20 protein-coding genes and 6 pseudogenes are annotated in these 26851 nt (G+C 67.6%); 12 read left to right on the top strand and 14 right to left on the bottom strand.

The genetic code is table 11. The features are described from left to right. Window positions 1-9: 9 nt before the first annotated feature. Window positions 10-870, bottom strand: coding sequence for a universal stress protein (locus tag AMK24_RS30790; protein ID WP_073772183.1), 861 nt, complete (start codon window positions 868-870; stop codon window positions 10-12). Window positions 871-1202: 332 nt separating this feature from the next. Between AMK24_RS30790 and AMK24_RS30795 the strand changes: the two genes are divergently transcribed. Further along, on the top strand, window positions 1203-1796 hold the full coding sequence (locus AMK24_RS30795; protein ID WP_242435332.1) for a CBS domain-containing protein: 594 nt from the start codon (window positions 1203-1205) through the stop codon (window positions 1794-1796). Window positions 1797-1867: 71 nt separating this feature from the next. Then, window positions 1868-2860: an Acg family FMN-binding oxidoreductase gene (locus tag AMK24_RS30800; RefSeq protein WP_073772185.1), complete on the top strand. Its 993-nt coding sequence runs from the start codon at window positions 1868-1870 to the stop codon at window positions 2858-2860. 38 nt (window positions 2861-2898) lie between these two features. On the opposite strand, the gene AMK24_RS30805 is transcribed toward AMK24_RS30800, so the two are convergent. Genes AMK24_RS30805 through AMK24_RS30815 form a run of 3 tightly spaced genes read right to left on the bottom strand, consistent with a single transcriptional unit; the run spans window position 2899 to window position 7170 of the window. After that, window positions 2899-5310: a glycoside hydrolase family 65 protein gene (locus AMK24_RS30805; protein WP_073772186.1), complete on the bottom strand. Its 2412-nt coding sequence runs from the start codon at window positions 5308-5310 to the stop codon at window positions 2899-2901. After that, window positions 5307-6140, bottom strand: coding sequence for an HAD family hydrolase (locus AMK24_RS30810; protein ID WP_073772187.1), 834 nt, complete (start codon window positions 6138-6140; stop codon window positions 5307-5309). Before AMK24_RS30810 ends, AMK24_RS30805 begins: the two co-directional genes overlap by 4 nt. Then, window positions 6127-7170, bottom strand: coding sequence for a zinc-dependent alcohol dehydrogenase family protein (locus AMK24_RS30815; RefSeq protein ID WP_073772188.1), 1044 nt, complete (start codon window positions 7168-7170; stop codon window positions 6127-6129). Before AMK24_RS30815 ends, AMK24_RS30810 begins: the two co-directional genes overlap by 14 nt. Window positions 7171-7424: 254 nt before the next feature. Between AMK24_RS30815 and AMK24_RS30820 the strand changes: the two genes are divergently transcribed. From AMK24_RS30820 to AMK24_RS30830, 3 genes are all read left to right on the top strand, one after another. Beyond that, window positions 7425-8774, top strand: a complete 1350-nt coding sequence (locus tag AMK24_RS30820; protein ID WP_242435333.1) for an MBL fold metallo-hydrolase RNA specificity domain-containing protein — start codon at window positions 7425-7427, stop codon at window positions 8772-8774. A 73-nt stretch (window positions 8775-8847) separates the two neighbouring features. After that, window positions 8848-9498, top strand: coding sequence for a CBS domain-containing protein (locus tag AMK24_RS30825; RefSeq protein WP_073772190.1), 651 nt, complete (start codon window positions 8848-8850; stop codon window positions 9496-9498). Window positions 9499-9551: 53 nt separating this feature from the next. Continuing rightward, window positions 9552-10934 (top strand): nicotinate phosphoribosyltransferase, encoded by a 1383-nt coding sequence (locus tag AMK24_RS30830; RefSeq protein ID WP_073772191.1) that lies wholly within the window; start codon window positions 9552-9554, stop codon window positions 10932-10934. On the opposite strand, the gene AMK24_RS30835 is transcribed toward AMK24_RS30830, so the two are convergent. The 4 genes from AMK24_RS30835 to AMK24_RS30850 all read right to left on the bottom strand — a co-directional run bounded on the left by AMK24_RS30835 (window position 10874) and on the right by AMK24_RS30850 (window position 17677). After that, entirely contained in the window at window positions 10874-13612 is a 2739-nt protein-coding gene (locus tag AMK24_RS30835; protein ID WP_073772192.1) for a cation-translocating P-type ATPase, read from the bottom strand. The genes AMK24_RS30830 and AMK24_RS30835 overlap by 61 nt on opposite strands. Before the next feature lie 155 nt (window positions 13613-13767). After that, a complete protein-coding gene (locus AMK24_RS30840; protein WP_073772193.1) occupies window positions 13768-14271 on the bottom strand; it encodes a flavodoxin domain-containing protein in 504 nt (167 codons plus the stop codon). A gap of 5 nt (window positions 14272-14276) precedes the next feature. Beyond that, entirely contained in the window at window positions 14277-16682 is a 2406-nt protein-coding gene (ppsA, locus tag AMK24_RS30845) for a phosphoenolpyruvate synthase (RefSeq protein ID WP_073772194.1), read from the bottom strand. Between the two features lie 89 nt (window positions 16683-16771). Continuing rightward, complete coding sequence (locus AMK24_RS30850; RefSeq protein WP_073772195.1) at window positions 16772-17677, bottom strand: universal stress protein; 906 nt, start codon at window positions 17675-17677, stop codon at window positions 16772-16774. Window positions 17678-17856: 179 nt separating this feature from the next. Between AMK24_RS30850 and AMK24_RS30855 the strand changes: the two genes are divergently transcribed. Further along, the gene (locus AMK24_RS30855; RefSeq protein WP_073772196.1) at window positions 17857-18729 is read left to right on the top strand and encodes a universal stress protein; all 873 of its coding nucleotides are present in this window, start codon (window positions 17857-17859) and stop codon (window positions 18727-18729) included. A gap of 91 nt (window positions 18730-18820) precedes the next feature. Here the strand turns inward: AMK24_RS30855 and AMK24_RS30860 are convergent, their stop codons facing one another. Together AMK24_RS30860 and AMK24_RS30865 are read right to left on the bottom strand one after the other, a co-directional pair. Continuing rightward, window positions 18821-19498 carry a helix-turn-helix domain-containing protein gene (locus AMK24_RS30860; RefSeq protein WP_073772197.1) on the bottom strand — a complete coding sequence of 226 codons (678 nt, stop codon included), beginning with the start codon at window positions 19496-19498 and terminating at the stop codon, window positions 18821-18823. Between the two features lie 106 nt (window positions 19499-19604). Next, on the bottom strand, window positions 19605-20504 hold the full coding sequence (locus AMK24_RS30865) for a universal stress protein (protein WP_073772203.1): 900 nt from the start codon (window positions 20502-20504) through the stop codon (window positions 19605-19607). A 674-nt stretch (window positions 20505-21178) separates the two neighbouring features. Here AMK24_RS30865 and AMK24_RS30870 point away from each other — a divergent pair. Continuing rightward, a pseudogene (locus AMK24_RS30870) lies at window positions 21179-21882 on the top strand (transposase family protein); the annotation flags it as partial. 31 nt (window positions 21883-21913) lie between these two features. Here the strand turns inward: AMK24_RS30870 and AMK24_RS35505 are convergent. Further along, a pseudogene (locus AMK24_RS35505) lies at window positions 21914-22198 on the bottom strand (transposase family protein); the annotation flags it as partial. After that, window positions 22197-22763, bottom strand: a pseudogene (locus AMK24_RS30880) (transposase family protein); the annotation flags it as partial. The pseudogenes AMK24_RS30880 and AMK24_RS35505, both read right to left, overlap by 2 nt. 200 nt (window positions 22764-22963) lie before the next feature. On the opposite strand from AMK24_RS30880, the pseudogene AMK24_RS33535 reads away from it, so the two are divergent. The 4 genes and pseudogenes from AMK24_RS33535 to AMK24_RS30895 all read left to right on the top strand — a co-directional run. Then, a pseudogene (locus AMK24_RS33535) lies at window positions 22964-23078 on the top strand (IS5/IS1182 family transposase); the annotation flags it as partial. A gap of 63 nt (window positions 23079-23141) precedes the next feature. Further along, window positions 23142-23441, top strand: a complete 300-nt coding sequence (locus AMK24_RS34070) for a transposase (RefSeq protein ID WP_073772198.1) — start codon at window positions 23142-23144, stop codon at window positions 23439-23441. Then, window positions 23438-24325: an IS3 family transposase gene (locus AMK24_RS30890; protein WP_073772199.1), complete on the top strand. Its 888-nt coding sequence runs from the start codon at window positions 23438-23440 to the stop codon at window positions 24323-24325. Before AMK24_RS34070 ends, AMK24_RS30890 begins: the two co-directional genes overlap by 4 nt. Before the next feature lie 7 nt (window positions 24326-24332). Further along, a pseudogene (locus AMK24_RS30895) lies at window positions 24333-25058 on the top strand (transposase family protein). A 52-nt stretch (window positions 25059-25110) separates the two neighbouring features. Here AMK24_RS30895 and AMK24_RS30900 read toward each other — a convergent pair. Both AMK24_RS30900 and AMK24_RS33810 read right to left on the bottom strand, forming a co-directional pair. Next, window positions 25111-25681, bottom strand: a pseudogene (locus tag AMK24_RS30900) (transposase family protein); the annotation flags it as partial. A gap of 57 nt (window positions 25682-25738) precedes the next feature. Next, window positions 25739-26332: a hypothetical protein gene (locus AMK24_RS33810; RefSeq protein WP_143203758.1), complete on the bottom strand. Its 594-nt coding sequence runs from the start codon at window positions 26330-26332 to the stop codon at window positions 25739-25741. A gap of 298 nt (window positions 26333-26630) precedes the next feature. Here AMK24_RS33810 and AMK24_RS33815 point away from each other — a divergent pair. Further along, a partial coding sequence (locus AMK24_RS33815) for a hypothetical protein (protein ID WP_143203759.1) occupies window positions 26631-26851 on the top strand: 221 nt, incomplete at its 3' end.

Raw genomic sequence — 26851 nt, forward strand, 5'->3', positions numbered from 1 at the left:
ACGATCGGCTCACAGGGCGGGGACCGTGATGACGGGACAGTGGGCCCGGTGAAGGAGACCGTGCACGACGGATCCGACCCTCATCCCCGTGTACCCGCCCTCACCCCGCCGGCCCACCACGATGCCCAGAGTGTGCTCCCCCGCTTCGGCCAGGACTTCTACCGGGGAGCCGATCTGCATCTCATGGTGCAGCCGAACATCGGGGTACTTCTTCTCCCACCCCGCGACCGTCTCGTGCAGGAGGCGGCGCTGGTTGTGGAACAGAGTGTCGCCGGTACGGAGGGAGAAGACCGGCGGCTGCCAGACAGCTATGGCGTGCACCGCGCAGCCTCGGAGATCCGCTTCCTCGAAGGCCAGAGCCAGCGCGGCTTTGGAAGGCGCGCTGCCGTCGACGCCCACCACGAGACAGGGCCGATCCTGACCGCCCCCCTCGGGATGACCCACGACGACCACCGGGCAGCGTGCCTGAGCGGTGACGGGAATGGCCACCGAGCCGGAACTGAGAATCTCCTCGACACGGTGCAGGTGCCGCGAGCCCAGCACCACCAGGCGCACCTGGCGGGACAGAAGCGCCAGTTGCCGCCCTGGAAAACCGTCGAGGAGCGAACCGGTGATCTCGGTTTCGGGCCATCGTGCATGCGCCCACGAGATCGCGGCCTCCAGGGTTCGTCGGCCGTCCTGCTCGAGTCTCCCGTGGTGCGGGGCGTCGTCGACGTGCTGGGTGTCGTGCCGGGGAGGGACCGAGAGGGCGAGGCGGAGGTGGAGTCCACGGAGGCGAGCCTCGTCGGCACCCCAGGCGACGGCCGGGTGCCAGTCACCACGAGGGTCGACACCCACCACGATCTCCTGACGAATCTCTGCGCTGTTCATAGCGTGCTCCGATGCTCGTCTCCCCGGCAATGGGCGCCGCCCGGAGCCTCCCCGGAGGGTGCTTTGCGCACCGAATACGGTGGCGCAGTTCCACCTTGCCACTCGGCCTTCTTCTCGAAAGGGGCCGCAGGGGGCAAGCCGGGGCCCAAAGGGCCCATCCCGGGAGTCGCCCCCGCGGGGAGCGTGCATGTGGATCCGATCGGCCTCTGGACGGGACCGTTCGGCCCCTGCCCTTGGTACAGCGGGTGTCCGAAGGTGATACCGGAAGCGCTCCGCGCCGTGAGGAGAAGTGGAGGCGCAGCAGGATGCGGCATCTCCGTGTAGGTGACCTGATGACGGACGAAGTGGTCACGGTCGAGTACACGACGCCCTCAGCGGAAGTGGCCGGGCTGCTCGCCCGGCACGCCATCAACGGCGTCCCGGTGGTGGGTGAGGACGATCACGTCGTGGGGATGGTTTCGGCGAGTGACCTGCTCAGCAGGCCGGCCTCCACGGTCGGCAGAATGATGTCGTTTCCGGCTGTCACCGTCTACGCGGAGCAGACGGTGGCGGAAGCAGCCCGGCTTATGACCCGTCGTGGCTGCGAGCGGCTCCCCGTCCTCGACGACGAGGAACGCTTGGTCGGCATGGTGACCAGACGTGATCTCCTGGGCTTCTTCCTCCGTCCTGACGCCGAGGTGGAGCACCGGATCCGGGACGACGTACTCAACGGTGTTCTGCGCGTTCAGGCCGACGCCGTCCAGATCCACGTGCTCGACGGAGTTGTCGTCCTGGCTGGCCGGCTGCCGCATCGGAGCCTGATCCGTATTGCCCTCGCCCTCACCTCTCGAACAGAAGGAGTCATCGCCGTCGTGAACCGCATATCAGTACAGCCCGACGACAGCACTTCTCCGCAGAATCCGGACGCTACTTCCTGGCCCACCTGAAACGCGACTCCGGCGCCAACTTCTCAGGCGAGTGCTTATGAGGACGATGACTGATAGGAGGCACGAAGACCATGCTGACGATCGAACAGCGCATCACCTCGGTTGTACCTTCGCTTGTCGAGGAGGCCGTGACCGCGCCGTCCATGCACAACGCACAACCCTGGAGGTTCGTCCACCGCTCAGGAACACGCCTCCTCTCGTTGTACGGCGATCCGGATCGTGGCCTGCCCGTCGGCGACCCGGACAACCGCGGCCTGCATATCGGATGCGGGGCGGCGCTGCTGAATCTGCGGGTGGCCGCAGCACACCGTGGCTGGAACACCGTTATCCAGCTTCTGCCCGACCACCGCGACCCATGGCGTCTCGCCGACGTCATGCTGGAGGACTCCGGGACCGTTGACCATCAACTGGCTGACCTGCACCCTGCCGTGCGGATCCGGCACACCAGCCGCTATCCGTTCGCCGACGAGGCGGCCGCACCCGAGATTCTGGACGAGTTGAGCGCCTCCGCGCTCCTGGAAGGGGCACGGCTGATCGTTCCCGGAGCCTGGCACGCCGGCGCCGTCCTGGACCTAGTGCACGACGCGGAGCTCTACGAATCCGCCAACGACGCCATGAGGGCCGAAATCGTCACCTGGACCCGCACGGGCAAGGCCGGGGAGGGGTCGGACACCGAGGGCGTCCCCTCGTACGCTTTCGGTCCGCGTCAGCACGGAGTGACGGCCCCTGTGCGGGACTTCGACGTGCCCCAAGGCTCACGGGACCGGGCGTCCGCCACCTTCGAGGAGCGGCCGCAGATCGCCTTGCTGGGGACGGAGTCAGACCTTGCCGTGGACTGGCTCAGGGCGGGACAGGCCATGCAGCGCGTGCTCCTTCAGGCCACTCTCGACGGACTCGCGACCTCCGTGATCTCGCAGCCGCTGGAATGGCCCGAGCTTCGACACCTCACACGTGACCCGAAATCCAAGATGGGCTTCGTGCAAATGATCATTCGGTTCGGATACGGGCCGTCGGGCCCGGCCACGCCCAGACGACCGGTTACGGAGGTCCTGGACATCGCCTGACACCGGCACACAGCCCTGCTGGTCTCGCGGCTATCCGCTCACTTCTTGGATTCCTGAGGAGGCAGATGAAACCAGTGCTCCCTGCCAGGCAGCACAGCCACCCTTCTGCCCTCCGGAAGCAGCACCACCAGGGCTCCCTGGGGCGAAGGCTGGACACTGATGCCGATGCGTCCCGGGAGCAGCCGGAGCCGCACGCCGCTGTGGCCCCGGAAGCACAGAGTGAAGGAGAAGCGGGGGATTTCTCTGAGTGCCACGGGGTCGATACGCAAACCCTCCTCGCAGGGTTCCAGCCCGGTGATACCCCGCTCGACCAGATCAAGTGTTCCCGCCATGGCACCCAGGTGGATGCCCTCGCCGGTCGTGCCGCCCTGGATATCGGCCACATCGCTCAGAAGTGCTTCCTCCACGTACTTCCAGGCGCCCGGGCCCTTCTGACGTGCGAGAACCCAGCCGTGCACCAGGCTGCTGAGGGTAGATCCGTGGCTGGTGCGCGGAAGGTAGTAGCCGACCGTCCTGGTCCAGATCTCGTTGTCCATCCGGTAGCCGAGGCGGCCGAAGAGAGCGGTCAGCTCGGCGGGCCGGAAGAGATGGCCGAGCATGAGAGCGTCAGCTTGCTTGGACGCTTGGTAGTTGTTGACCGAATCACCCTCCGCCTCCAGGAGCCGGTCCAGTCTCCGGATGTCGGGGTAGAGGCGCCGATAGCGCTCCCAGTCGAGTTCCTCGAGATGCCCGTAACCCTCGAACTGGCTCAGCACACCGTGATGAAAGGGCACGTACAAGCGGCGGGAGACGTCGTCCCAGCGCGCGTGCTCCTCCGTGTCGAGCGCCAGACGCTCCGCGAGCTCCTCGCGCCGGGCATCGGGCAGCGCGTCGAAGACCTCCAGAGCCCGGGTCAGGACCCATGCGGCCATCGCGTTGGTGTAGGCATTGTCGTCGATGCCTGGCCGGTCCGCGCCCGGATACGCGTCGTGGTACTCGTCGGGACCGACGACCCCCCGCAGCCGATACCGGCCCCGGCCGGGGTCGAAGACCGCCGCGCTCGCCCAGTATCGGGCCACCTCCAGCAGGATGTCCGCCCCGGCCGCGTGGAGGAACCCCGGATCACCCGCTGCCTGCGCGTACCGCCAGGCATTGAGTGCCACCGCGGATCCCACGTGGCGCTGGAGGTGGGAGTGGTCCGGCAGCCACCGGCCGGAAGCGGGATTGAGGTGCATCGCCTGGGTCTCTTCGCGACCGGAACCGGCGCTCTGCCACGGGTACATGGCACCACACGCCCCGGTACGCCGGGCAGCTGCCCGGGCGGCGGGCAGCCGCCGATGCCGGTACATCAGCATCGCGCGGGCGACTTCGGGGAAGTGGAGAGTGAGATACGGCAGGACGAACAGTTCGTCCCAGAACACATGGCCCCGGTACGCCTCTCCGTGCAGCCCACGGGCCGGCACTCCGACGTCGAGCTCCGCCGTATGCGGCGACAGGGTCTGCAGTAGATGGAACAGGTGCAGACGCAGTACGTGCCCGCTCTCCCCGGGCACGTGCAGCTCCGCCTGGTTCCACATGCGTTGCCAGGCAGACCTGTGCGAGCGGAGCAGTCGGCTGAAGAGCGGAGCGTGGGCGAGGCTCTCCAGGGCTGCGGCAAGCGGGTCACCGGCGGGGCGGTCGAGTGATGTGTGCAGGGCGACCGTCTTGGTGACCGTCACCGAGTTGCCGGGCGAAACCGGGAGAACGAACCGCTGCACGACAGCTCGGGCGGCGTGAACGTACTCGGCAGGTCGTGCCGGGCTGGAGCTGGTGCGGAGGGCGAGAGCGAGGTGGACCGCCGACTGGACGGTCCGGCAGGTGAGCCAGGCGACTCCCCCGGGCTCCGCTCCTTTGCGGTGCTCGGTGAGGTGCTGCCCGTCGAGGTCTCCGTAGCGTTCCACTCCGGCATTGGTGATAGTGCCGTCAAGAATCGACTCGACCTCGAGTCGACCGCTCCAGCCGTAGGCTCTGAACGCGCTGCGTTGAGCAGCGAGCCAGGGGATTCCCATATGGACGAATCGCTGGTGGGTGACGTGCAGACCGCGTCCCGCGCCGTCTCGGTAGAGCAGGCGACGGGTGAGGACTCCGGCTCGCAGGTCCAGATGTGTGGTGGAGCGTCTCAGTTCGGCGGAGTCGGGCGTGAGCCACTCCCCGGGTGGTCCGTCTTCGGGCAGGCAGCGGTAGCGCAGCAGCGTCCAGTTCGGGAGGTTGACCAGGTCTTCGTTCTCGACCGTCCTCCCGGCGACGGTGGATGTGAGGCGGTCGTAGCAGCCGGCCAGGTAGGTGCCCGGGTAGTGCGCGTCGTCCGCCGCGCATTCCGGTGTGCTGCCTCGCGTGGCGAACCTGCCGTTGCCGACGGTGCACAGAGCCTCGACCAGCCGTTCCGTGTGCGGATCGTAGGCGGAGTAGTTCCAGCTCCAGGCGTCGTTCATGGGCTTTCCACCCGTAGCTCGTCGACGAGAGCGGCAAGGTCGCGCAGCACAAGATCCGCCCCCATGCTGTGCAGCGCGGCATCCCTGTCGGCGCTCGGTGTCCGGTCCAGTCCGACGACGAGCCCGAAGCCTCCACGACGGGCCGCGGCCACCCCGGCTTCCGCGTCCTCGACCACCGCGGCTTCGGCCGGGCTCAGGCCCAGCCGGGAAGCGGCCTCCAGGAACAGCGCGGGGTTCGGTTTGCCGGGAAGCCTGAGCCGTGCGACATCCCTGCCGTCGACCACGGTGTCGAAGAGGCCGAGAATTCCTGCCGCTTCCAGCAGGACACCGGCATGGCGTGACGCGGAGGCCGCGGCGCACCGAATTTCCGTGGCGCGAAGGGACCGCAGTGCGGGGGCCACATCGTCGAACACGGGAACGGCCCGGGTCGAGAGCATGTGAGTGAAGGCCTGCTCCTTGTCAGCGGCGACCGCCCAGATGCTGGTGCAGCCGGGCTGGTCGCCCGGTGCGCCCAGTGGCAGCACAATGCCGCGGTCCTGCAGGAAAGCGCGGGCTCCGTCGAGCCGTGCTTTGCCGTCCACGAGGCGTCGGTACTCCGCGTTCGCGTCGAAGGGAGCCTGTCGCGGGTCGCCGGGCCTCAGCTTCTCGATGCAGCGGTCGAACGCGACTTTCCAGGCAGCGGCGTGAAGGGACGCGGAATCGAGCAGTACACCGTCGGTGTCGAAGACGACGCCCCGTGTGCCGGGCGCGACACCGGAACCGGTCCCCGTGCCCGTCTGCTCGGAGGGAGATACCGGCGAGGTAGGGACCGGTGGGTCACTGCGGGGCATGGAGTGCGACCTTCAGGGCTCCGGTGTCCGCCGCCCGGGAGAACACGTCGTACGCCTCCTCCATCTGCCCCAGTTCGAACCGGTGCGTGACCAACTCGGCTGACGGCAGCCTTCCGTTCGCCAGCATCCGCAGCAGCATGGGGGTCGACGAGGTGTCCACCAGGCCCGTGGTGATGGTGACGTCCTTGATCCAGAGTTCTTCGAGGTGGAGGGTGGCCGGTTTGCCGTGCACACCGATGTTGGCGACCCTGCCGCCGGGCCGGACCATCCGGGTGCACGTCTCGAAGGTCTCCGGTACGCCGACCGCTTCCATGACCACGTCGGCACCCAGACCGTCCGTCAGATCCGCGACGAGTTGCTGCGGCTCCTCGTCGGCACGGACGGTGGCTTCGGCACCGAGAGACCGGGCCGCGTCCAGCCGGGCGTCGGCGAGGTCGACGGCAATGACCCGCTCCGGCGAGTAGAGGCGGGAGGTGGCGACGGCGGCCAGGCCGATCGGCCCTGCGCCGACCACGACGACGGTGTCACCCGGGCTCACCCCACCGTTGCGGACACCGACCTCGTAAGCGGTCGGGAAGATGTCGGCCAGAAGGACGGCGTCGACGCTGTCGACGGCATTGGGCAGCGGATAGACCGAGAGATCGGCGAAGGGCACGCGCACGTATTCCGCCTGGGTTCCGTCGATGGTGTGCCCGAGCACCCAGCCCCCTCCGCCCCGGCACTGTCCGTAGCGGGCCTCCCGGCAGAAACGGCACCTCCCGCAGGCTGAGATGCAGGAGACCAGCACCCGGTCCCCCGGCCGGACGGTGCGGACGTCCCCGCCGGCCTCCACCACCGTGCCCACCGCCTCGTGGCCCAGTACCCGCCCCGGGGTCACCTCGGGCACGTCACCCTTGACTATGTGCAGATCCGTGCCACAGATGGTGACCGCGTCGACGCGCACAATGACATCGGAAGCGTCCTCGATGCCCGGGTCGGGGACGTCCCGCCACGTGGTGCGGCCTGGCTCCTGGAAGACGAGCGCCTTCATGACATGGCCTTCTTCCTGTGCGTAATCCCGCGAGATTCGCTACCAGACTGACTCCACGGACCAGTGGTCCGCATGGGCCGGTCGGTCCCCATGAGGGCCCCCGGCGGTCCCCTGCTGATCAGGGGGACGAGTGGGAAAGTGGGAGTGCGCCCGCATCGACGGCAAGGGGGTACTTCATGTCCCGGCCGACACCGCCGCCCGTCCTTCCAGCCTCCCGCGCGGCTCTGCTCACGTTCCTCGGTGCCACGGGCACCGTGACCGGCAGCAAATTCCTGGTCGAGAGCGACCACAGCCGCATCCTCGTGGACTGCGGGCTCTTCCAGGGTTTCGCCGATCTGCGCCGCCGCAACTGGGAGAAGTTCGCCCGGCCCCCCGCCGACCTCCACGCCGTCGTGGTCACCCACGCGCACCTGGATCACTGCGGGTATCTCCCCCGCATCGTCCGGCAGGGGTTTCGCGGCCCAATCCTCATGAGTGCCGACACGGCGCGGCTCGCCGAGATCGTCCTGCGGGACAGCGCGCGGCTCCAGATGGAATCGGCTCAGCACGCGAACACCCACGGCTGGTCCAAGCACCGCCCCGCCAAGCCGCTGTACGACGACGCCGACGTGGAGAAGACGCTGAGCTTCTTCGATCCCGTGCCGGTCGGCAGCCAGGTCGAGATCATGGCGGGCACCCGGCTGACACTGCATCGCGCAGGCCACATCCTTGGCTCCGCCTGGGCCCATCTCACCCTGGAGGACGGTCACACACTGGCAGTGTCCGGCGATCTGGGTCGCCCAGGTCACCCGCTGCTGCTACCCCCGGAGCCGTTTTCGGGCGCCGACGTACTCCTGGTGGAGAGCACCTACGGCGACCGCCGCCACGCCCCCGCCGAGAGCCGCGCCGCCTTCGCCTCCACCATCGGACGCACCCTCGCGCGAGGCGGCACCGTCGTCATCCCCGCCTTCGCCGTCGACCGGACCGAGGTCGTCCTCCACGAACTGGTCGAGCTGCGCGCGGCCGGCGTCCTGCCCGCGTCGGTACCTGTGTACGTGGACAGCCCGATGGCCCTCGCAGCCCTGGACGTCTACCGGCAAGCGGTGCGCGACCGGTCACCGGAGCTCAGGCCGGACGTTCTGGGCCAGGGTGCGGGAGCTCTGAGTCCCGACCCGTTCCTGGCGGCCCGGACGGTCCAGGAGTCCATCGCGATCAACAGTGCGCACGGGCCGTGCGTCATCGTCTCCTCAGCCGGAATGGCCACCGGCGGCCGGGTCCTGCACCACCTACGCCGACTGCTGCCCGACCCGCGCAACACCGTCGTCGTCGTAGGCTTCGCCGCGGCCGGAACACGCGCCAGAGACCTCGTGGACGGCGCCCCTGCACTCAAGATGTTCGGCGAGTACATCCCCGTCCGCGCGGAGGTCGCCGACGTTCCGCACTTCTCCGCGCACGCCGACGAGGATCAGATCCTCGACTGGCTGCGCGGCGCCCCGCCCCCGCACACGACGTACGTGGTGCACGGCGAGCCGTCGGCGGCTGCGACGCTGCGCACCCGCATCTCCGACGAGCTCGGCTGGACCGCCGTCGTCCCACGCTCGGGAGAAGCCGTGCTGGTCCGATGACCGACTCCGATGACCGGCCCCAGCCTCACCAATTCACACCACAGACCTGCTCGCCGGCGTTGAGGAGAGGATCATGACTCCACACCCCTACACCGTGGCCGACGTCATGACGAAGAAGGTCGTCGCGGTCGCGCCGAAGGCGTCGTTCAAGGACATCGTGACCGCCATGTCACGGTGGTCCGTCAGCGCTCTCCCGGTCATCGAAGGGGAGGGCCATGTCGTGGGGGTGGTCTCGGAGGCCGACCTGCTGCCGAAGGAGGAGTTCCACGAGCGGCGTCCCGGTCTCGTGGAACAGATGCGCCGTCTGGACGCGACGGCCAAGGCAGGCTCGTCGTCCGCCGAGGACCTGATGACCCGGCCGGCCCTCACCATCGCCCCGGACGCGCCGCTGCCGCAGGCCGCCCGACTGATGGCCACCCGCGGAGTGAAGCGCCTGCCGGTCGTCGAGGGGGACATCCTCAAAGGCATCGTCAGCAGGTCGGACCTGCTCAAAGTCTTCCTCAGGCCTGACGACGAGCTCGCCGAGGCGGTACGGGAACAGGTGGTCGCGCGGCTCTTCCCCGTGTCGCGGGAGCAGGTGACCGTTCAGGTCGATGCGGGCGTCGTGACGATGTCGGGTGTGGTCAGGGAATCACGCCTGCTCCCGGTGGCAACCCGTCTGGCACGGGCTGTCGAAGGAGTGGTCGACGTACAGTGCGAGCTGACCGCTGCCGAAGCCGGGTGAAGGGCATCCCACGCCGCCGTGCGTGACCCTGATCGGCGGCGCATGCTCGAAGTATGTCCCAGGTGACCACCACGGATCTGTACGAGGTCACGATGGCACTGTCCTATGTGCGTGAAGGCATGCGGGCACCAGCCACGTTCAGCCTCTTCGCGAGAAATCTGCCTCCTGGACGCGGCTTTCTCGTCGCGGCGGGACTCGAACCCGCACTTGACTACCTCTCCGGGTTCCGGGTCGAGAAGTCGGACACGGATGAGTTCGCTCAGGTGATGCACCTGCCGCCCGAGGACCTCGCACCGCTGCGAGGACTGGCTTTCGACGGCCAAGTCCGTGCTGTTCCCGAGGGGCGGCTGGTCTTCGCCGGGGAGCCCTTGCTGGAGGTCACCGCCCCGCTGCCCCAGGCCCAGTTGGTGGAGACGTACCTCTTGTCGTTGGTCTGTCATCAGACAGCGGTCGCCGCCAAGGCCGGACGGTGCGTCCTCGCGGCAGCGGGCCGTCCACTCGTCGATTTCTCCCTGCGCCGGTGCCACGGCCCGGAAGCGGGCTCCCAGGCCGCCCGACTGTGCGCCATGGTGGGCTTCGCGGGCACGAGCAACGTCGCCGCCGCAGCTCGGTACGGCATCGACGTCTCCGGCACGATGGCCCACTCGTACATCGAGTGCTTCCCCTCCGAGGAAGACGCGTTCCGAGCCTTCGCCCGAACTCACCGAGGGCCCCTGACCCTCCTGGTAGACACGTACGACACCGACCGCGGAGTCACCATCGCCGCCCGGGTCCTTTCGGACCTGGCGCGCGGCCCAGGGTGCGGCATCCGACTGGACAGCGGCGATCTCGGGCCCCTGGCCTACCGGGCCCGCGAGACGCTGGACGCGGCCGGGCTGCGTGACGTGCGGATCATCGCCAGCGGAGGGCTGGACGAGTACGCGGTCGACGCCCTGGTGCGCGACGGAGCGCCCATCGACGTCTTCGCCCTGGGCACACGCGTCGGCGTCGCCGCCGACGCGCCCTATCTCGATGCGGCGTACAAGCTGGTCGAGTACGACGGCACACCGGTCATGAAGCTCTCCTCGGCCAAGGTCACCGCTCCCGCACCCAAGCAGGTCTTCCGTGGACCAGGACTCCGGGACGTGATCGGCCTGGAAACCGAAGAACCACCCGAGGGCACGGAGCCGCTGCTGCGGACGGTCATGCGTGATGGGCTTCGCACCGGCCCTCCCGATGATCTCGGCGCGGCTCGTGCACGGTTCGAAGCCGACCTCGGCGAACTGCCGCCGGACGCCCGGCGCATCGAGGGGCCCGTGCCGCCGGCCCCCCGGTACTCGGCTCGGCTGGACAAGGGCACCGAACAGGTGCGGGAGCGGCTGGCATCACGGGGGCCTCATGGCCGACCGGAGGAGCGGACCGGGCCGACCGGCTCTGCCGATCCCGCGTCCGGCTGACTGTGACGTCTACGTGCGCGTCGCATCTCGTCCGTTCCCCAGACGAGGATGGGGAAGGTGGCCACGAGCGCAACGACGTCCCAAGGCAGTGCAGCCGTGCCGAACAGGTGCTGGAGCGGTGGGAGATACACGAGGGCGGCGGTGAAGGCCAGTTCGAAGGCGATGCCCGCGAGCAGCAGGGGGTTGGTGAACAGGCCGATGTCGCGTAGGGCGGCGTGGTCGGTGCGGGCCGCGATCGCTGTGCCGACCTGGCAGGTGACGATGCCGGCGAAGGAGGCTGTGGTGGCCATGGTGTAGGCGTGGTGGAGAGCCGTGCCTTCGCCGGTGGGTGCTCCGGGAGTCCAGCCGTTGCGCCAGAGCACGTAGAAGAACGCTCCCATCACCAGGGCTGCCGATACGAGACCGAGGTAGCCCCAGCTGCGTATCAGCATGTCGCGGGAGATGACTCCCTGGCGGTGCGGTCTGGGCAGTCGTTTCATGGTACCGGGCTCGGACCGCTCGCGGCCCAGGGCCAGCGCGGGCAGGGTTTCGGTGCCCAGGTCGATGGCGAGGATCTGCAGCACGGTGAGAGGCAGCGGGACAGCTCCGGCCGACAGCGCGAACACGAGGAACGGCACGACCTCCGGGGTGGTGTGCGCGAAGATGTAGACGATGAACTTCCGGACGTTGTCGTAGACACGTCGTCCGGATTCGACCGCCGCGACGATGGTGGCGAAGTCGTCGTCGGTCAGGACCATGGTGGCGGCCTCACGCGCCACGTCGGTGCCCGACTTGCCCATGGCCACGCCGATGTGCGCTCGGTGCAGAGCCGGTGCGTCGTTCACGCCGTCGCCGGTCATCGCCACGATCCGGCCGTGGGCGCGCAGGGCATCGGCCACCTTCAGCTTCGTCTCGGGCGAGGACCTCGCGAAGACCACTTCGACGTCGTCCTCCACCAGAAGTCGGTCGAGCTCCTCGTCCGTGATCGATTCGGAGGCGGGTACGACGTGCAGACGGGGAACTCCTATGCCGACCTCACGAGCCACGGCGGCAGCGGTTGCACCGTTGTCGCCGGTCACGATGAGCACCCGGATACCGGCGTCGTGACAATTGCGCACGGCCTCGGCAACCTCCGTACGCGGCGGATCGTAGAGCCCGACCAGCCCCAGCAGCGTCAGCTCGGACTCGGCATCCTCTCGCTTCGACGGGCCTTTCGTGCCCTTGGGCCACTCCCGTCCCGCGACAGCGAGGACACGCATCCCCTTCCCCGCCATGCTCTCCGTGGCCTCGCGTGCCGACTCCACGTCCGCGGCGGTGCGGAGGCGTGGCAGTACGGCCTCCGGGGCGCCTTTGACCACGACGCGGAGAGTGCCCGTCCCCTGGTCGCCCTGAACGATCGACATCAACCGCAGCCGAGGGTCGAACCGGAACAGCGCCCGCCGATCCGCGTCGCGTTCTGCCAGGTCCACGGGCGCGCCCCGGTCGTCCGCCCCTTCGACGAGGGCTGTCTCTGTGGGGTCGCCCTGCAGGGCCCCCTCGTCCGTGCGGGTAACAGTGGTGCACAGTGAGGCGGTGTGCGCGAGCTCGGCGGCCCACGGGCCGGCCGAGGTGCCGTGACCGGGAGTCCACACGGTCTGCAGCCGCATCCGGTTGAGTGTGAGTGTGCCGGTCTTGTCGGTACAGATGACGTCCGTGGAGCCGAGGGTCTCGACAGCGCTCAGCCGCTTGACCACTGCTCCTCGGCGGGCCAGTGACCGTACGCCGACCGCAAGGGCCAGCGTGATCGTGGGGAGCAGGCCTTCGGGAACGTTGGCGACGAGGAGGCCGATCGCGAACGTCAAGGAATCGGTGAGAGGCAGACCGACGGCCACCCCGAGGACGAGGAAGACCATTCCCATCGCGACAGCTACGGCGGCGATGAACCAGGCCACTTTCTTGACCTGCTGCTCCAGCGGGCTCGGCTCCCGCCTGGAGCGCTGGCTGAGCGCCGCGATACGTCCGAGCTCCGTACGGTCCCCGGTCGCGAACACCGTGGCCCGGGCCTGCCCTCCCAGACAGGTCGTCCCGCTGAACACGAGGTTGGGTTCCTCGATGAGCGGGGCGCCTGCCCGGCCGGAGGCGTCTGTCCTCTCCACGGGCGCGGATTCCCCCGTCAGCATTGAAAGGTCGACCTCGACTCCGCCGTCGGTCACCCGCGCGTCGGCCGGAACCTTGCCTCCTTCCTCCAGGAGGACCACGTCGCCCGGAACGAGGTCCCGGGCTTCGACTTGCCGGGTTCTGCCGTCCCGGACGGCGAAGGCGTGTTCGGGCAGGTAGCGGGCGAGGGTCTCGACCGCCCGCTCGGCCTGGCGTTCCTGGAGCAGCGCGAAGGCGGCGTTGACCGCGATCACGGCGAGGATCGCCCAGCCGAGCACCGCGAGTCCGGCCACGAAGGCGAGGGCCGCGGCGGCCCACAGCAGGAGGGCCAAGGGGTGGGCGAGCTGTGCGGACAGCTCGCGGAGGAAGGAGGAGTGGGCCTTCGACCGCACTTCGTTGGGGCCGTGGACAGCGAGGCGACGGGATGCCTCTCGCGCGGAGAGCCCTTCGGGGCCGGTGGCGAGCTCGCGGCGCAGTCGGGGAACCGGCTCGCTGGGATCGAATGTCTCGCCCGGAGTCGGGAAGGCGTTGCCTTTGCCTTCGGTCGGTGGTTCCTCAGTCATCGCCGGTCCCGTGGCGCGATCTCACCGGACGCACTGCAGGGGTGCGCGGGGTGGCGGACCACGGAGCAGCGCTCGTCGACGGGCCGCTCATGGTCGTTGTCCTTCACCATGCCGCCCTCCTTCTTGCTCGCGACAGCCCTGGCTCACTCGACCGATCAGGAGGAAGTGGCTAGTTGGGCTGCGATGTGGTGGGCCCATTGGTGGATGCGTTCCGGGTTTCGGAAGTCACCGCCCTTCCCGTGTCGGACCAGGCTGTGGGCGATCCGGCCCGGAGTCTCCGCCGTGAGAGCTCCGCCGAACGTGATGTGCTCCCGTGCGCCGAGACGCTGCATCCAGCGGGCAACCCCACGTACCGGCGCGATATCCCGCCGTTCAGCCGAATCGTCGACCGGCCCGCTGCTGAAGAGCCAGACAGGTAGGTGCCTCAGCTGCCCCGCATGACGTCGGGCGCACCGGCGGGCCTCGACGTGCCAGCGTCCTGCGTAGACAGCGCCACCGAGAATCACGGCGTCGTAGCCGCTCACGTCGTCGACACGGTCGGCGGGCATTACCACCGCGTCGCATCCGTCGGAGCGAAGCGCCTCTCCCAACTTCTCAGCGATTCCCTGTGTCGCTCCGTGCTTGCTTCCGTAGGCGATCAGCACATGTGTGTTGTGCATGTCATTCACCTTGCTCCTAGGTGGACATCCCCATCTCTCCGAAGGCCCTCGGCGGGCGCCACATGTTCCTTCACCGCGGCGAAGCTGTCCGGAGCCACAGAGATCGAGTCGATGCCGGACCTCACGAGAAACTCGGTGAAAACGGGATCGTCACTGGGCCGCTGACCGCACAGACCGACGGTGCGTCCAGCGTCATGGGCTCCGGCCACCAAGCGCTGGATGCTGCGAGTGACCGCCGGGTCGCTTTCGTCAAACAAATGGGCGAGTGCTTCCGAATCCCGGTCGACGCCGAGCGTCAACTGGGTCAGGTCGTTACTTCCGATGGAGAAGCCGTCGAACCGTTCAGCGAACTCCCGGACAAGGATGATGTTGGAGGGTATCTCCGCCATGACGTAGACCTTCAGCCCGTTCTGCCCACGCCTGAGGCCCTGCTCGTCCATCACATCAAGCACCAGGTCGGCCTCGCCGGGCGTCCGGCAGAACGGAATCATGACGACGACGTTGGTGAGACCCATCTCGTCGCGGACCCGGCGAAGGGCACGGCATTCCAAGGCGAACCCCTCGCGGTAGCCATCGCTGTAGTAGCGGCTGGCGCCTCGCCAGCCGATCATGGGGTTAGCCTCGTCGGGCTCGAAGGTGCGCCCCCCGAGCAGCCGCGCGTACTCGTTGGTCTTGAAGTCGCTGGTACGCACCACCACGGGGTCGGGCCAGCGTGATGCGGCAATCCGGGCGATACCTTGGGAAAGCCGGTCGACGAAATACGCCCCCCGGTCCTGGTATCCCTCGGTGAGTCGCTCGATGCCGCGGCGGTCATCCGCGTCGAGCTTCTCCGGGTGAAGCAGCGCCATGGGGTGCGCCTTCACCTGATGGGCGACGATGAACTCCAGCCGGGCGAGCCCGACCCCGTCGGCCGGCAGGCGCCACCAGCGCAGGGCGGCGGACGGATCGGCGAGATTGAGCATGATGCGCGTACGCGTCTTCGGGACGGTCGAGAGATCGGTCTCGCGCTCCTCGTAGGGGAGCAGGCCGTCGTAGACGCGTCCGCGATCTCCTTCCGCGCAGGACACCGTGACGTCGTGTGCCTTTCGCAGGACGCGCGTCGCACGGCCGGTGCCGATGACGGCGGGGACTCCGAGTTCCCGGCTGACGATGGCCGCGTGGGACGTGCGTCCGCCGTGATCGGTGATGATCGCCGAGGCACGCTTCATCACGGGCTCCCAGTCCGGGTCGGTGAGGCCGGTGACCAGGACGCCTCCCTCGGGAAATGCTTCCCGGGCGACCGGGGCGGTCAGCTCTACGACCGGTCCCTGTCCGATCGCCTCCCCGACGGCTGTGCCTTCGATCAGTGGCTGCCCCGGGTTCACCGTCAGCCGGCATTCCCGGATCGCGGTGGTGCGCCGCCGGGACTGTACGGTCTCGGGGCGGGCCTGGACGATCGCGAGCTCTCCGGTGATCCCGTCCTTGGCCCATTCCAGGTCCATCGGGCAGCCGTAGTGCTCCTCGACAGCTCTGGCCCATCCGGCGAGTGTGCGGATGTCGTCGTCGCCGAGCACTCGGCGTACGCGTTCGGCGGGGGTCGTGTCCACGGTGCGCGTGAGTCCGCTGTCCATGTACACGGTCTTGCGACGTTTGGCGCCCACCCGCACATCGATCAGCGGGTTCAGGGAGGGGTTCTTGAGGCTGGGCTTGAAGACGGTGTACTCATCAGGATCCACCTGCCCGCTCACCACCGTCTCGCCGAGTCCCCATGCCGCACTGACCACGATCACGTCGGGGAATCCGGTCTCGGGGTCCAGGGTGAAGATCACTCCTGCCCCGGCCAGGTCCGCGCGGACCATGACCTGGACACCCACCGACAGCGCGACGGACAGATGGTCGAAGCCCATGCGTTCCCGGTAGTCGATGGCACGATCGGTGAACAGCGAGGCAAAACAGCGATGGCAGGATTCGAGCAGTTGTTCAGGTCCGCGCACATTGAGGTACGTATCCTGCTGACCGGCGAAACTGGCCTCGGGCAGGTCTTCGGCAGTGGCGCTGCTGCGCACGGCGACGGGGGGATCCTCGCCAGCCGTACGGTGAGCAAGATCCTCGTAAGCGGTGATGATTTCGCTCGGGAGCGATGTCGGCAGTGGCTCGCGCAGTATCAGCGCGCGGGTGGCCCGACCGACTTCCTCCAGCGGGGCGTCGTCGTGCAGACGCCCGATCTGGTCCTCGATGGAGGCGCGCAAGCCGTGCGCATCCAGTAGTTCCTCGTACGCCTGAGCAGTCGTGGCAAATCCCGGCGGGATGCGCACGCCTGCGGAGCCGAGGCGTGCGGTCAGCTCACCGAGCGAGGCGTTCTTCCCGCCTACACTCCCGATGTCCTGGCGGCCGAGCTCCGTGAACGGAATGACGTGTTGCCGAGGTGCCATGGCAGTCTCCGTAGGTTCGCGTAAACGGTCAGCGAGGCAAGGGCACCCGACGGGGGGCGCGAATTCCGAGCCTGCCCCACAGTGCACAGTCACTTGTGCTTGCCTGTATCCACGTACTCAGGGGGGACGATCTCGACAGGGCAATGCCCGTGATGCAGAACGGCATGACTGACCCGGCCGAGCGCCGGTCCCAGTCCGAGCAGGTGACGTCGGCTTCCCAGGACCATGAGATCTGTATGCGTCGAGGCCGCAACGAGGATTCCCGGGACGCTGGTCCCGGCCTCGACGTGATGGGTGACCGTGAGGTCGGGATAGGCCTCCGCTATCCGCCCGGCCACCGCAATCACCTCGTGTACCTGTCGCTTCGCAACCTCGCCGAGACTGTCGAGCATGGTGGTGACTGTGCCGACCTGGGCCAGGACGTTGCAGACGCTCAGCAGCCGGAGGGAGGCCTTACGCGCCTGCGCCTCGGCGGCTGCCAGCATCAGCCAGTCGAGGTCGGATGCGCCGTGCACCGCCGCTGTCACCACGCCGGTCGTGGCCCGGTCGCGCTCACCCCGCACGACGATCACAGGAGCCTCGTTCCGCGCCGCCAGACCCAGCCCGACAGATCCGAGCATCAGGGCACCGAAGCCGCCCAAGCCTCGGCTTCCCACAACGATCGTCCCGCGCTCACCGGCCGCCGCCCGTAGCCCGCCCACCGGGTCGATGCGGCTCAGTTCCTTCGTCACGACGAGGTCGGGGTATCGCTCACTTACCGCTTCCGCCGTGTCGGTCAGCAGGTCACGGCCAGCCTCGAGTATCGCCTGGATGGCCTCCACACTCGCATAGAGCATGCGGTGATCGGTGTCAGCGGCATGGACGATATGGAGCGGGCGACCGCGACGGTCCGCTTCCTCCGCAGCCCACAGCGCCGCCGCCCGTGCCGGGTCGGACGCGTCCACACCGACGACGACGGCACCGAGTGTGACAGGGGCGGAAGTAGTGCTGGTCATATCTCCTCCTCGGGATGGCCCAGAGGCCTGCGCATATAACGGTTCCACCGCGGCGCGTCCTCGGCATGGGCCGTTCGGTCCCGATCGAGACCTGTCGGCCCTCCCTCCACCGATGCCTCGGCGAGACCCTGGTTGCAGGGTTTCGATCCAGAAGCCCCGTACACCGAGGAGGCGCTGTCATGACGGGTCACGTCACTGTCGGCCTAGACGAGTCCCCCGAAGGCCTCGCGGCAGCCCGTTGGGCCGCGCGGGAGGCCGCACTCCGGGGTGCCCCGTTGCACCTCGTACATGTGGAGGAGTGGCCGGTCACCCCGGAGATCCCGCAGACTTTTACGCAGTCGCTCGTCGAGCGGTACGAAGCTCTGCTGCGGAACACCGCAGATAGGGCCCGCCGCGATCACCCCGGTCTGGAGGTGACCACGGAAGTGGTTCAGGGCCGGGCCGTCGACGAGTTGACACGCGCCGCGAACGAAGCCGAGGTCACCGCTCTCGGGTCACGGGGACTCGGAAGACTCCTCGGCTTCCTCATCGGCTCGGTGTCACTGGGGGTCGTAGCGAAAACGCGGAGCCCGGTGGTTCTGGTGCGTCCGCAGGAAACCGACGCCGCCTCCGAAGACTCCTCAGACGGCCGCCCCGGGATCGTCCTGGGCCTTGATGTTTCCCGTCCCTGCGACCCGCTACTCGCCTTCGCCTTCGAACAAGCAGTCCGCAGAAGCGCGGCCCTGCAGGTCATACACAGCTGGTCACTGCCGGCAACCTACACGTATGCGGCGATCCTCGACCCGGACGTCGGCAGCGGACTCGGCCAGCACGCCGCCCAAGCACTCACCGACATGCTGAGCCCCTGGCGGGCCGAATTCCCCCAGGTCGACGTCACCGAGACGGCAGTCATGGCCCCGCCGGCCAGCGAGCTCGTCCAGGCATCCCAGGGAGCCGATCTCGTCGTCGTAGGCCGACGCAGCAGCAGACCGGTGGGGCCCCACGTCGGCCACGTCACCCACGCTGTGATTCACCACAGCTCCGCACCGGTCGCCGTAGTCCCCTACGAGTGACGTCAGCCGTAACCAGCGCCTTCGTAGCTGCGGGCCTGCTGCTGCGCCCTCCCCGCTGGAAGGCGCAGCCAAAAGCTCGCACGGACTCTCATCAGTCGGCGTCCCCCGGGGCATCGGGAACAAGAATCTTCCGCCCAGTGACTCGCCGGGCCCCGAGAAGCATGACGTGCTCACGCTTCTCATCTGCCCAGGGAGTCGAGTACGCCGTTTCCCTGAGCCGTTGCGCTGCCTCTTCGTCCGCCACTGAACGAACGGTTCCAACGACCAACACGCTCCAGCCTTTACTGAAGGCGTCGTCGATATGGTCGGTCTCGAAGGCGATCTCCGTGTCGGCGGCAGCGGCGAGCGGGGAAGCGCTTCCCGTACTGAACATGACCTCGCTGCCCAGCACCTGGTAGTTGACCGGCAGCACGACCGGTCCGTCCTCCAGAGCCAGGGCAACCCGTCCTACGCCGTGCTCTCCCAGCAGCGTCCAGCACATTGCCTCGTCGAGTTCGACCATCCGGGCCCTACGGGCTCCGCGGCCGAAGCCGGGCGGCAGATCGCCCGTACTTCCCGACAGTTCCTGAACCGTGGTCTCCAGCGCGTCGGCCAGCCGGAGCAGGAAGCCGATGCCCGGTGTGGCGGCCTGTTCCTCGACATACTCGATGTAGCCGGGCGCGGCTCCTGCCCGCAGTGCTACGTCTTGCCGGGACAGTCCGAGTTGCAGGCGGCGCGCCGCGATGCGTCGGCCCATGTCGCCTTTGGCCGGAGGCGGTGCTGAGGACATTGCGGGCTCCTTACTCCTCGACTTCTCCCGCCGGGGCGGGTCCTGCGGCTCACGCTAGCCAGAACCAGGAGCAGACGCAGCGCAGAGGCCGACTCGGTGTCGGAACTCAGACGTCGGTCGTCGCGGCATCGGTGACGTGTTGGGGCACGACAACCACGGGGCACGCGGCGTGGTGCAGCGCTCGGTGGGCCACCTTGCCGAGCTCAAGGCCGATGAAGCTCCCCTGACGCCGGGCTCCGACGACCAGCAAGTCGGCCGCAGCAGACCGCTCGACCAGGATTTTGGCAGCTGCCCCCTCTGGGGTGGCCCTGCTCACCCGGACATCCGGATACTCCCGGGCCGGTCCTTCGAGGGCCTTGTCGAGAAGCGTGGCGGCACGCGCTTCCGCCGAGTGGGCGGGATCGCCCGTGATGAGCGGGTGCTCGGGGGGCCTCGGAGGCGGTTGGCGCCAGGCCCTGAGAACGCTGAGGGCGCAGCCGCGAGCGGCCGCCTCACGGAAGGCGAAGCGCACCGCAGGAGCCTCGACGTCTCTGCCGCCCACCCCCAGGAGGATGCGTTGGTGTCGGGAGGCGAGCGCTACGTCATCCCCACGTACCACGACCACGGGACACACGCTGCGGGCCGCCACGACGAGGCTCACCGAGCCCAGCAGCACGGACGCCAACTGTCCTCGCCCCCGCGATCCGACGACGACCGCCGAGGCCGAAGCTCCCTCTCTCAGGAGGGCGCTGGTCGCGTCCTCAGCGAGCACCTCGGTGAAGACGACAAGATCGGGTACGCGGAGCCGTGCGCGCTCGGCCGCCGCGCCCAGGATGTTCTCGGCGAGAATCCGACCCGCTGGCCGCTCCAGGCCGCCCGTCGGTACCGCTCCCTCGTACCGCTCCCAGAGCGAGGCGTACACCAACCTCAGCGGGGTCGCATGACGCGCGGCCTCGTCAGCGGCCCAGTCCACTGCTTGAAGACTAGATTCAGACCCGTCGACCCCTACAACCAGTGGCGCTTGCATCATGCCCACCACCCTTCTGCGGAGGATTGTCTGTTCCTAGGCTGACACCGGGCACGATGCCGGGCCAGGGCCGGTCGGCCCCCACCCGTCTCCGACCGACCCACGAGCGGTACGGCGGGGTGTGCTGGGGGCTGATCGGTACCGGACAGGACCGCACGCCCCTTCCTCGGGCAAGGGCACCCCGTGGTTACTGATAGAAGGGTCATCACTCCTCGACAGACGGGACTGCGCCGACATGACGAGGACGGGCTTTGTGCCGAATCCGGCCGGACCGCAGGCAAGCAGCATGATCGGTTCTGTAGCCGCGGGTTTCAACGGATCCGAGCAGAGCAGCGCGGCCGCATACTGGGCTGCCCGGCAGGGCTTCGGCGTAGTCGCGTGACGCCCGGTTCGTGGCGATCTGCCGGCTCAGCAGTGTTCTCGGAACGTGACAGACACGGCCCCCAAGATCATGGAGTTCTCTACGTCCCATGATCCAAGTGGAAGACCGTGCCTGCCGACGCATCATCGCTGACCCCGCCCGCCCTTAACCAACTACACGAGACTCCGCAGGTCGGACCCGAGGCTGGCTCACAGCCCACACACACACGACGACCGGGGCCGCCGGGCTGCGCGGCCTGGCCGTGGACGGCAAGAGTCTGGGCTGCGCGGCCAAGGCGAAGGACCGGAAGATCCATCGGTTGGTGTTCGTCGACCAGCTGGTCGTCACGCTGATCCACCTGCGGCACGATCTCCCCCACTCCATCCTCGCCCTGCTGGCCGGTCTCGACCGTTCCACACGCGGATCCGCGGTCCCCGAACGTCCGGGCCTGTGTCTGCGGACCCTGGCGGATGTGGTCGCCTACGCCCAGGCCGAGGGCATCGGGCTGCGTTTAGATGCCACCGAGATCCAGGTCCGCCGACCCGCAGCCGGCCGCGGCGGACGCCGGGCGTTCGTCTCGGGCAAGAAGAAGCAGAACACGATGAAAGCCACTGTCGTCGCCGACCATCAGGGCCGCACGCTCTGGACCGATGCCCTGCTACCAGGACAGGTGCACGATGCAACCGCCGCCCACAACGAAGGCATCGGGACCTGTTTCCAGCACTTCCCAGACGCGGAAATGCTCCTGGGCGACGGCTACCTCGGGCTCCGGCGTGACCATCCCGGCCAGGCGATCACACCGTCCAAAAACCGAACAAGATCGCCCTGCCGCACGTACACGCCGCCAGAGAAGAGGCCCGGCACCGACACTCATCCAAGCGCATCACCGTCGAGCACGCCCTCTCCGACCACAAACGCTGGAAACAGCCGACCCGCTGGACCCACCTACGAGAGGCCCTGCGCGATACCTACCGAGCCATCGCCAGCCTCGTCTCCGACTGCACCGCCCAAGCCTGAACCGCGGTCCTCTAACGGACCAGCACGCCTCACCCGCTATCAAGCACCAACTTGTTAGTGTGCGGCCACGCCAGTGGGCGATCACGGTTGCTTTCATCGTGTTCTGCTTCTTCTTGCCGGAAGCGAACGCGCGTCGTCCGCCGCGGTTGGCCGGTGGTCTGCGGACCTGGATCTCGGTGGCGTCCAGCCGCAGCTCGATGTCTTCGGCCTGGGCGTAGGCGGACACATCCGCCAAGGTCCGAAGACGCAGGTCCGGGCGGTCGGGGACCGCGCACCCCCGTTTGGCCAGGAGCGCGCGTATCTCCTGGACGGCCCGGGGGATGTTTGATGCTGGTCGTCAGCCACGGCCCTGCGCCCTGGTAGGCGAGATCGGCCAGGACGGGAACGCCTTGGCGCTCGCAGATCCGGATGATCCGGTGGGTGCGGGCGGCGGTCAGGTCACGTGTGCGGCCCGGCAGGGCGGGCGAGAGCCAGAGCAGCCTGCCGCCCGGGTCGGTGACGACCTGCACGTTCACACCATGGCGCCGGTGTTTGGGGGAGTAGTAGGCCCGGCCGTTGCCGACCCGGTCGCACTCGACGAGGGTGCCGTCGAGCAGGACGAAGCCGGGATCGTGCTCACGCAGCGTCTTCAGCAGACCTGGTGCACGGGCGGCGAGCAGGTCGACGACCGCCCTGGTGTAGGCGTGGGCAGTGGAGCTGATCCCGAACCCAGCAGCGATCTTTGCCAGAGTGGTGTGCTCACGCAGGTACACCAGTGCCACCATCGCCCACTGGGACGGACGGAGCTTGCAGCGCCGGTCACCCTCACGGGGGACGATCAGCGTCGTGACCCACTCCACGAGTGCATGCGGCATGTCGAGTGCGGCAGGATGGACGACCAACGAGGCCCCCGAGCAGTGTTGTTGAGACGTCAGACATCTCGATCAACAGCCCGGGGGCCTCGCTCGTTGCGCGTCACGGCCCATTCACCCGATCGGTGACCAACTCAAAGAAGCTCACTGAACCTCTTTCATCCTGTGCTGGAGGGTGAAAGAGGCTGGTCAGCGAGGGTGGTGACGAGACAGGGCCCCTTGTCGTTGGCGTGGTGATTCCACTCATCACACCGGCGACCGAAGGGGCCCTGAAGGTTTCCGTATGCTGCCACGCTCGACGTCCCTCATGAGCTGGTCGAGCATGTCGCTTGGCTGCTGTATGAGCCTTCCCCCTGATCGTGGACACCTGGAGACTGGGACCTGAGGTTCCAGAGGAAGTAGCACCAGGTGGGAAGCAAGTACACGAAGCGGTACACCGCGGAGTTCAAGAGGGACGCCATTGCGCTCGTCGACTCCACGGGCAAGACGGTCACCGCCGTCGCCCGGGAACTCGGCATCAGCTCCGAGTCCCTGCGCGGCTGGTACCGCCAGGCCAAGGCCGATCGTGGCGAGGGCGCCCCGGGAGAACTCACGACCGCCGAGCGCGAGGAGCTCAAGCGCCTGCGTCGGCAGAACGCCGAGCAGGCCAAGACGATCGAGGTTCTGCGAAAAGCCGCGGTCTTCTTCGCGAAGGAGAGCGATCGGTGAACGAGACGTATGCGTTCATCGAGGCGGAGAAGACCACCCACGGCGTCGCTTTCCTCTGCCGCCTGCTCAAGGTGGCCCGTTCCTCGTTCTATGCCTGGCTCGCCGAGGCAAAGCCCCGGGCCGCCCGCCGGGCCGCCGACCAGGCCCTGGTGCACGAGATCACCGTGATCCACGTCGGCTCGCGCCAGACCTACGGTGTCCCGCGCGTCCATGCCGAACTGCGGCGTCTGGGACGGGCGGTGAACCGTAAACGGGTCGCCCGTCTCATGCGCGAGCACGGCATCCAGGGCGTGACCCGCCGCAAGCGCCGTTCGCTGACACGAGCGGACAAGAAGGCCAGGCCGGCCCCGGACCTGATCGGCCGCGAATTCCACGCCGAAACGCCCGGCACGAAACTGGTCGGCGACATCACCGCCCTGCCCACCGGCGAGGGCTGGCTCTACCTCGCCTGCTGGCTCGACCTGGCCACCCGCGAGGTCGTCGGCTACTCGATGGCCGATCACCACCGCGCCGATCTCGTCATCGATGCACTGGACATGGCCCACGGCCGCGGTGGACTGCAACCCGGCTGCGTGATCCACAGCGACCGCGGCAGCGAATACACCTCGACCCGATTCCAGGACCGAATAAGGGAGTTGGAACTCCGCCAGAGCTGCGGACGCACCGGGTCCTGCTTCGACAACGCCGCCGCGGAGAGTTTCTGGGCCCTACTCAAAGAAGAGATCGGCACCCGCGTCTGGCCTGACCGGGCCACCGCCCGTGCCGACGTCTTCGATTTCATCGAGACGTTCTACAACCGGCGCCGACTGCGCAGACACAAGGTCTTCGGCTACCTCACCCCGACCGAGACCCGCCAACGGCACCGACACACCCTCGCGGCATAACCATCGAGTGTCCAAGATCACGGGGAAGCTTCAGTACGAGCACCGCCAGGCCCGCAACACCCGCTGGCGCAAGCTCGGCTGTTTCAAGCAGGCGTTGCTCACGCTGGTGCACCTGCGTAAGAACGAGACGTTCTCGCAGCTCGGGGCCGGTTTCGGGATATCCCAGGCCACCGCCTGGCGGTACGTCGACGAGACCTTGGACGTGCTGGCGGGCTGGGCTCCGGGCCTCCACGAAGCGCTCACCGGTCTCGGTGAGGGCGATCACGTCATCGTTGACGGCACGCTGATCCCGATCGACCGGATCGGCGCGGACGAGCCGTACTACTCGATGAAACACCGCAAGCATGGGATGAACGTGCAGGTCATCGCCCGTCCCGACGGCACACCTCTTTGGTTCTCCCGCGCGACACCCGGCGGACCCACGACCTGACCGCGGCCCGGGCCCACAGCCGTCGTCCAGGCCTGCCTCACCCGGCAGATCCTCGTCCTCGCCGACCGTGCCTACCAGGGCGCCGGCGCCACCTTCCGCACCCCGTACTACCACCACCGCGAACAGCCCGCTCACTATCAGCAGTTCAACCGCGACCACGCACGGCTGAGAGCACCCGGCGAACGCGCCTTCGCACAGCTGAAGTCCTGGCACATCCTCCGCCGAGCCCGATGCTCCACCCGACGCATCGGCACCATCGTCCAAGCCGTCCACACGTTGCTGACCTGCAACTATTCAGGGTGAAAGAGGCTCACTGAACCTCTTTCACCCTCCAGCACAGGATGAAAGAGGTTCAGTGCGGGATGGTCAGCCCGGTGCTCCGGTAGCCGCCGTCGGCGATCACCGTGGGGGCGGTGCCGACGGCGGCCTTCGCGCCGGAGTCCTGCCGGGCCCGGCAGTCGTTGCGGTTGCCGGGCAGCAGCCGACCGACGGCGACAATGGGGCGGGGGTCGGCGTCGATGACGACCTGGTGGTTGGTGGAGTAGCGGTAGTTCTTGCTGGAGGCGGCCACGGTCCGGTCGCGGGTGGGGACCCGTGTGCCGTCCACGATGAGCACGGCCTCCTTGCGGAACCGCCGCCGGGGCTGGAGGGCGAGAGCCGGCCCGAGGTGGGCGACGATCCGGTCGGCCGCCGACTTCGGGACGCCGAAGAGCGGGGCGAGTTGACGCGGGGTGAGGTTGGTGCGCCAGTACGCGGCCACCAGCAGCACCCGGTCCTCCAACGGCAGCGACCACGCTCAGCCCTTGCGGGCCGGATCGGCCCCCTCACGCCGCAGCGCGGTGGTCAGCTTGTTGAACTGCCGAGGGCTCAGCCCGGTAAACGGACCTGCTCCACGAGGGCTCCGACGCCGTGACCACACCAGCCACGGCAAGATCATCTCACCTCTGACCAGCAGTTACGGGACAACCTCTAGTACAGATACTCTACCTCGAAAGAGGCGCACCTAGATATTCAAATTGACCCTTCGGGTCAGATTGCAGTTCTTTAGTCCACTTGAACTCGAACTGCTGATAGTTTGCAGGCCCCTGATCGTTGAACTTATCCAACTCTAGAATCTGCTTAGCCCACTGGTCATTCACCTGCAGGCCAAGCCCCATGCGCCCACGAGGGTGAACCCAGCCCTGCTGCGGGCTTGTACTCATATCATTCAATGAATCAGTTCCATCCCAGATCAGTACATGCCCGCAGGCTTCACAATTATCGCTAGCACACCCCATTTTCGCCACGCTCATCTCAAGGCTATCGACCGCAGCCAGGATGCACATCTCGGCGTGATTACTCACCCCATCTTTCGTAAACTTTTTCGCCAGATAAAGTCCGGAGAGATCGGGCCACCATGCTTGGTCTTGTATCCACAGACTCAGAGCTGGGACGTTCGACGTACCACTGGTCACGCCTCCGACTTTGCTGACGATCATTGCGCCCTCTACGGTTATTGCGACAGTCCAGTTGGCTTCCTGGGCGGCCACATCGACCATCCGACTTGGGTCCATTTCTCGTTTGATCCAAGCCAGCACGGATTCAATCATATGGGTTCTCGAAGTCATTTTGATCCCCTTTGCGGAAGTGCTCTTATGAAGCACCGCCCACCACTCTGGGCGTTTACGAAAAAAACCCGACGACACCCCGAACTGGGTCCTGCTGCCTCACGAAGGGCATCTTGCACCAGCCAAAGCAGCAGAACTCCCTGCGATCTTCGGAACTGACTTAGTCGTCCCGCGAGCTGCGGAAGTGGGCAGCCGCACGCTCAATGACATCCCGTTCTTGCGGGGAACTCACCGATTTCGCGTAGGATGCCAGATTTCGGGGACCGCCATGCTCCTTTTCCTCGCGGATTTTCTCAAGGAGGAGATCTCGCTGGGCCTTCGAGCTCGTAACACGATCTTGCGCCGCTCCGGTCTCACCTTCGCCCCCGAGGGCGGTTCCGAGCGCATGCGCAAGGTCATCAACAAGATGGTCTCGGAGGAGGACCTGATCCGCACGGTCGCCACCGCCTACGGCAACGGCTGGCGCCAGGTGAAGCTGTACTTCATGTG

The sequence above is a fragment of the Streptomyces sp. CB02366 genome, assembly GCF_001905905.1.
GTDB lineage: Bacteria > Actinomycetota > Actinomycetes > Streptomycetales > Streptomycetaceae > Streptomyces.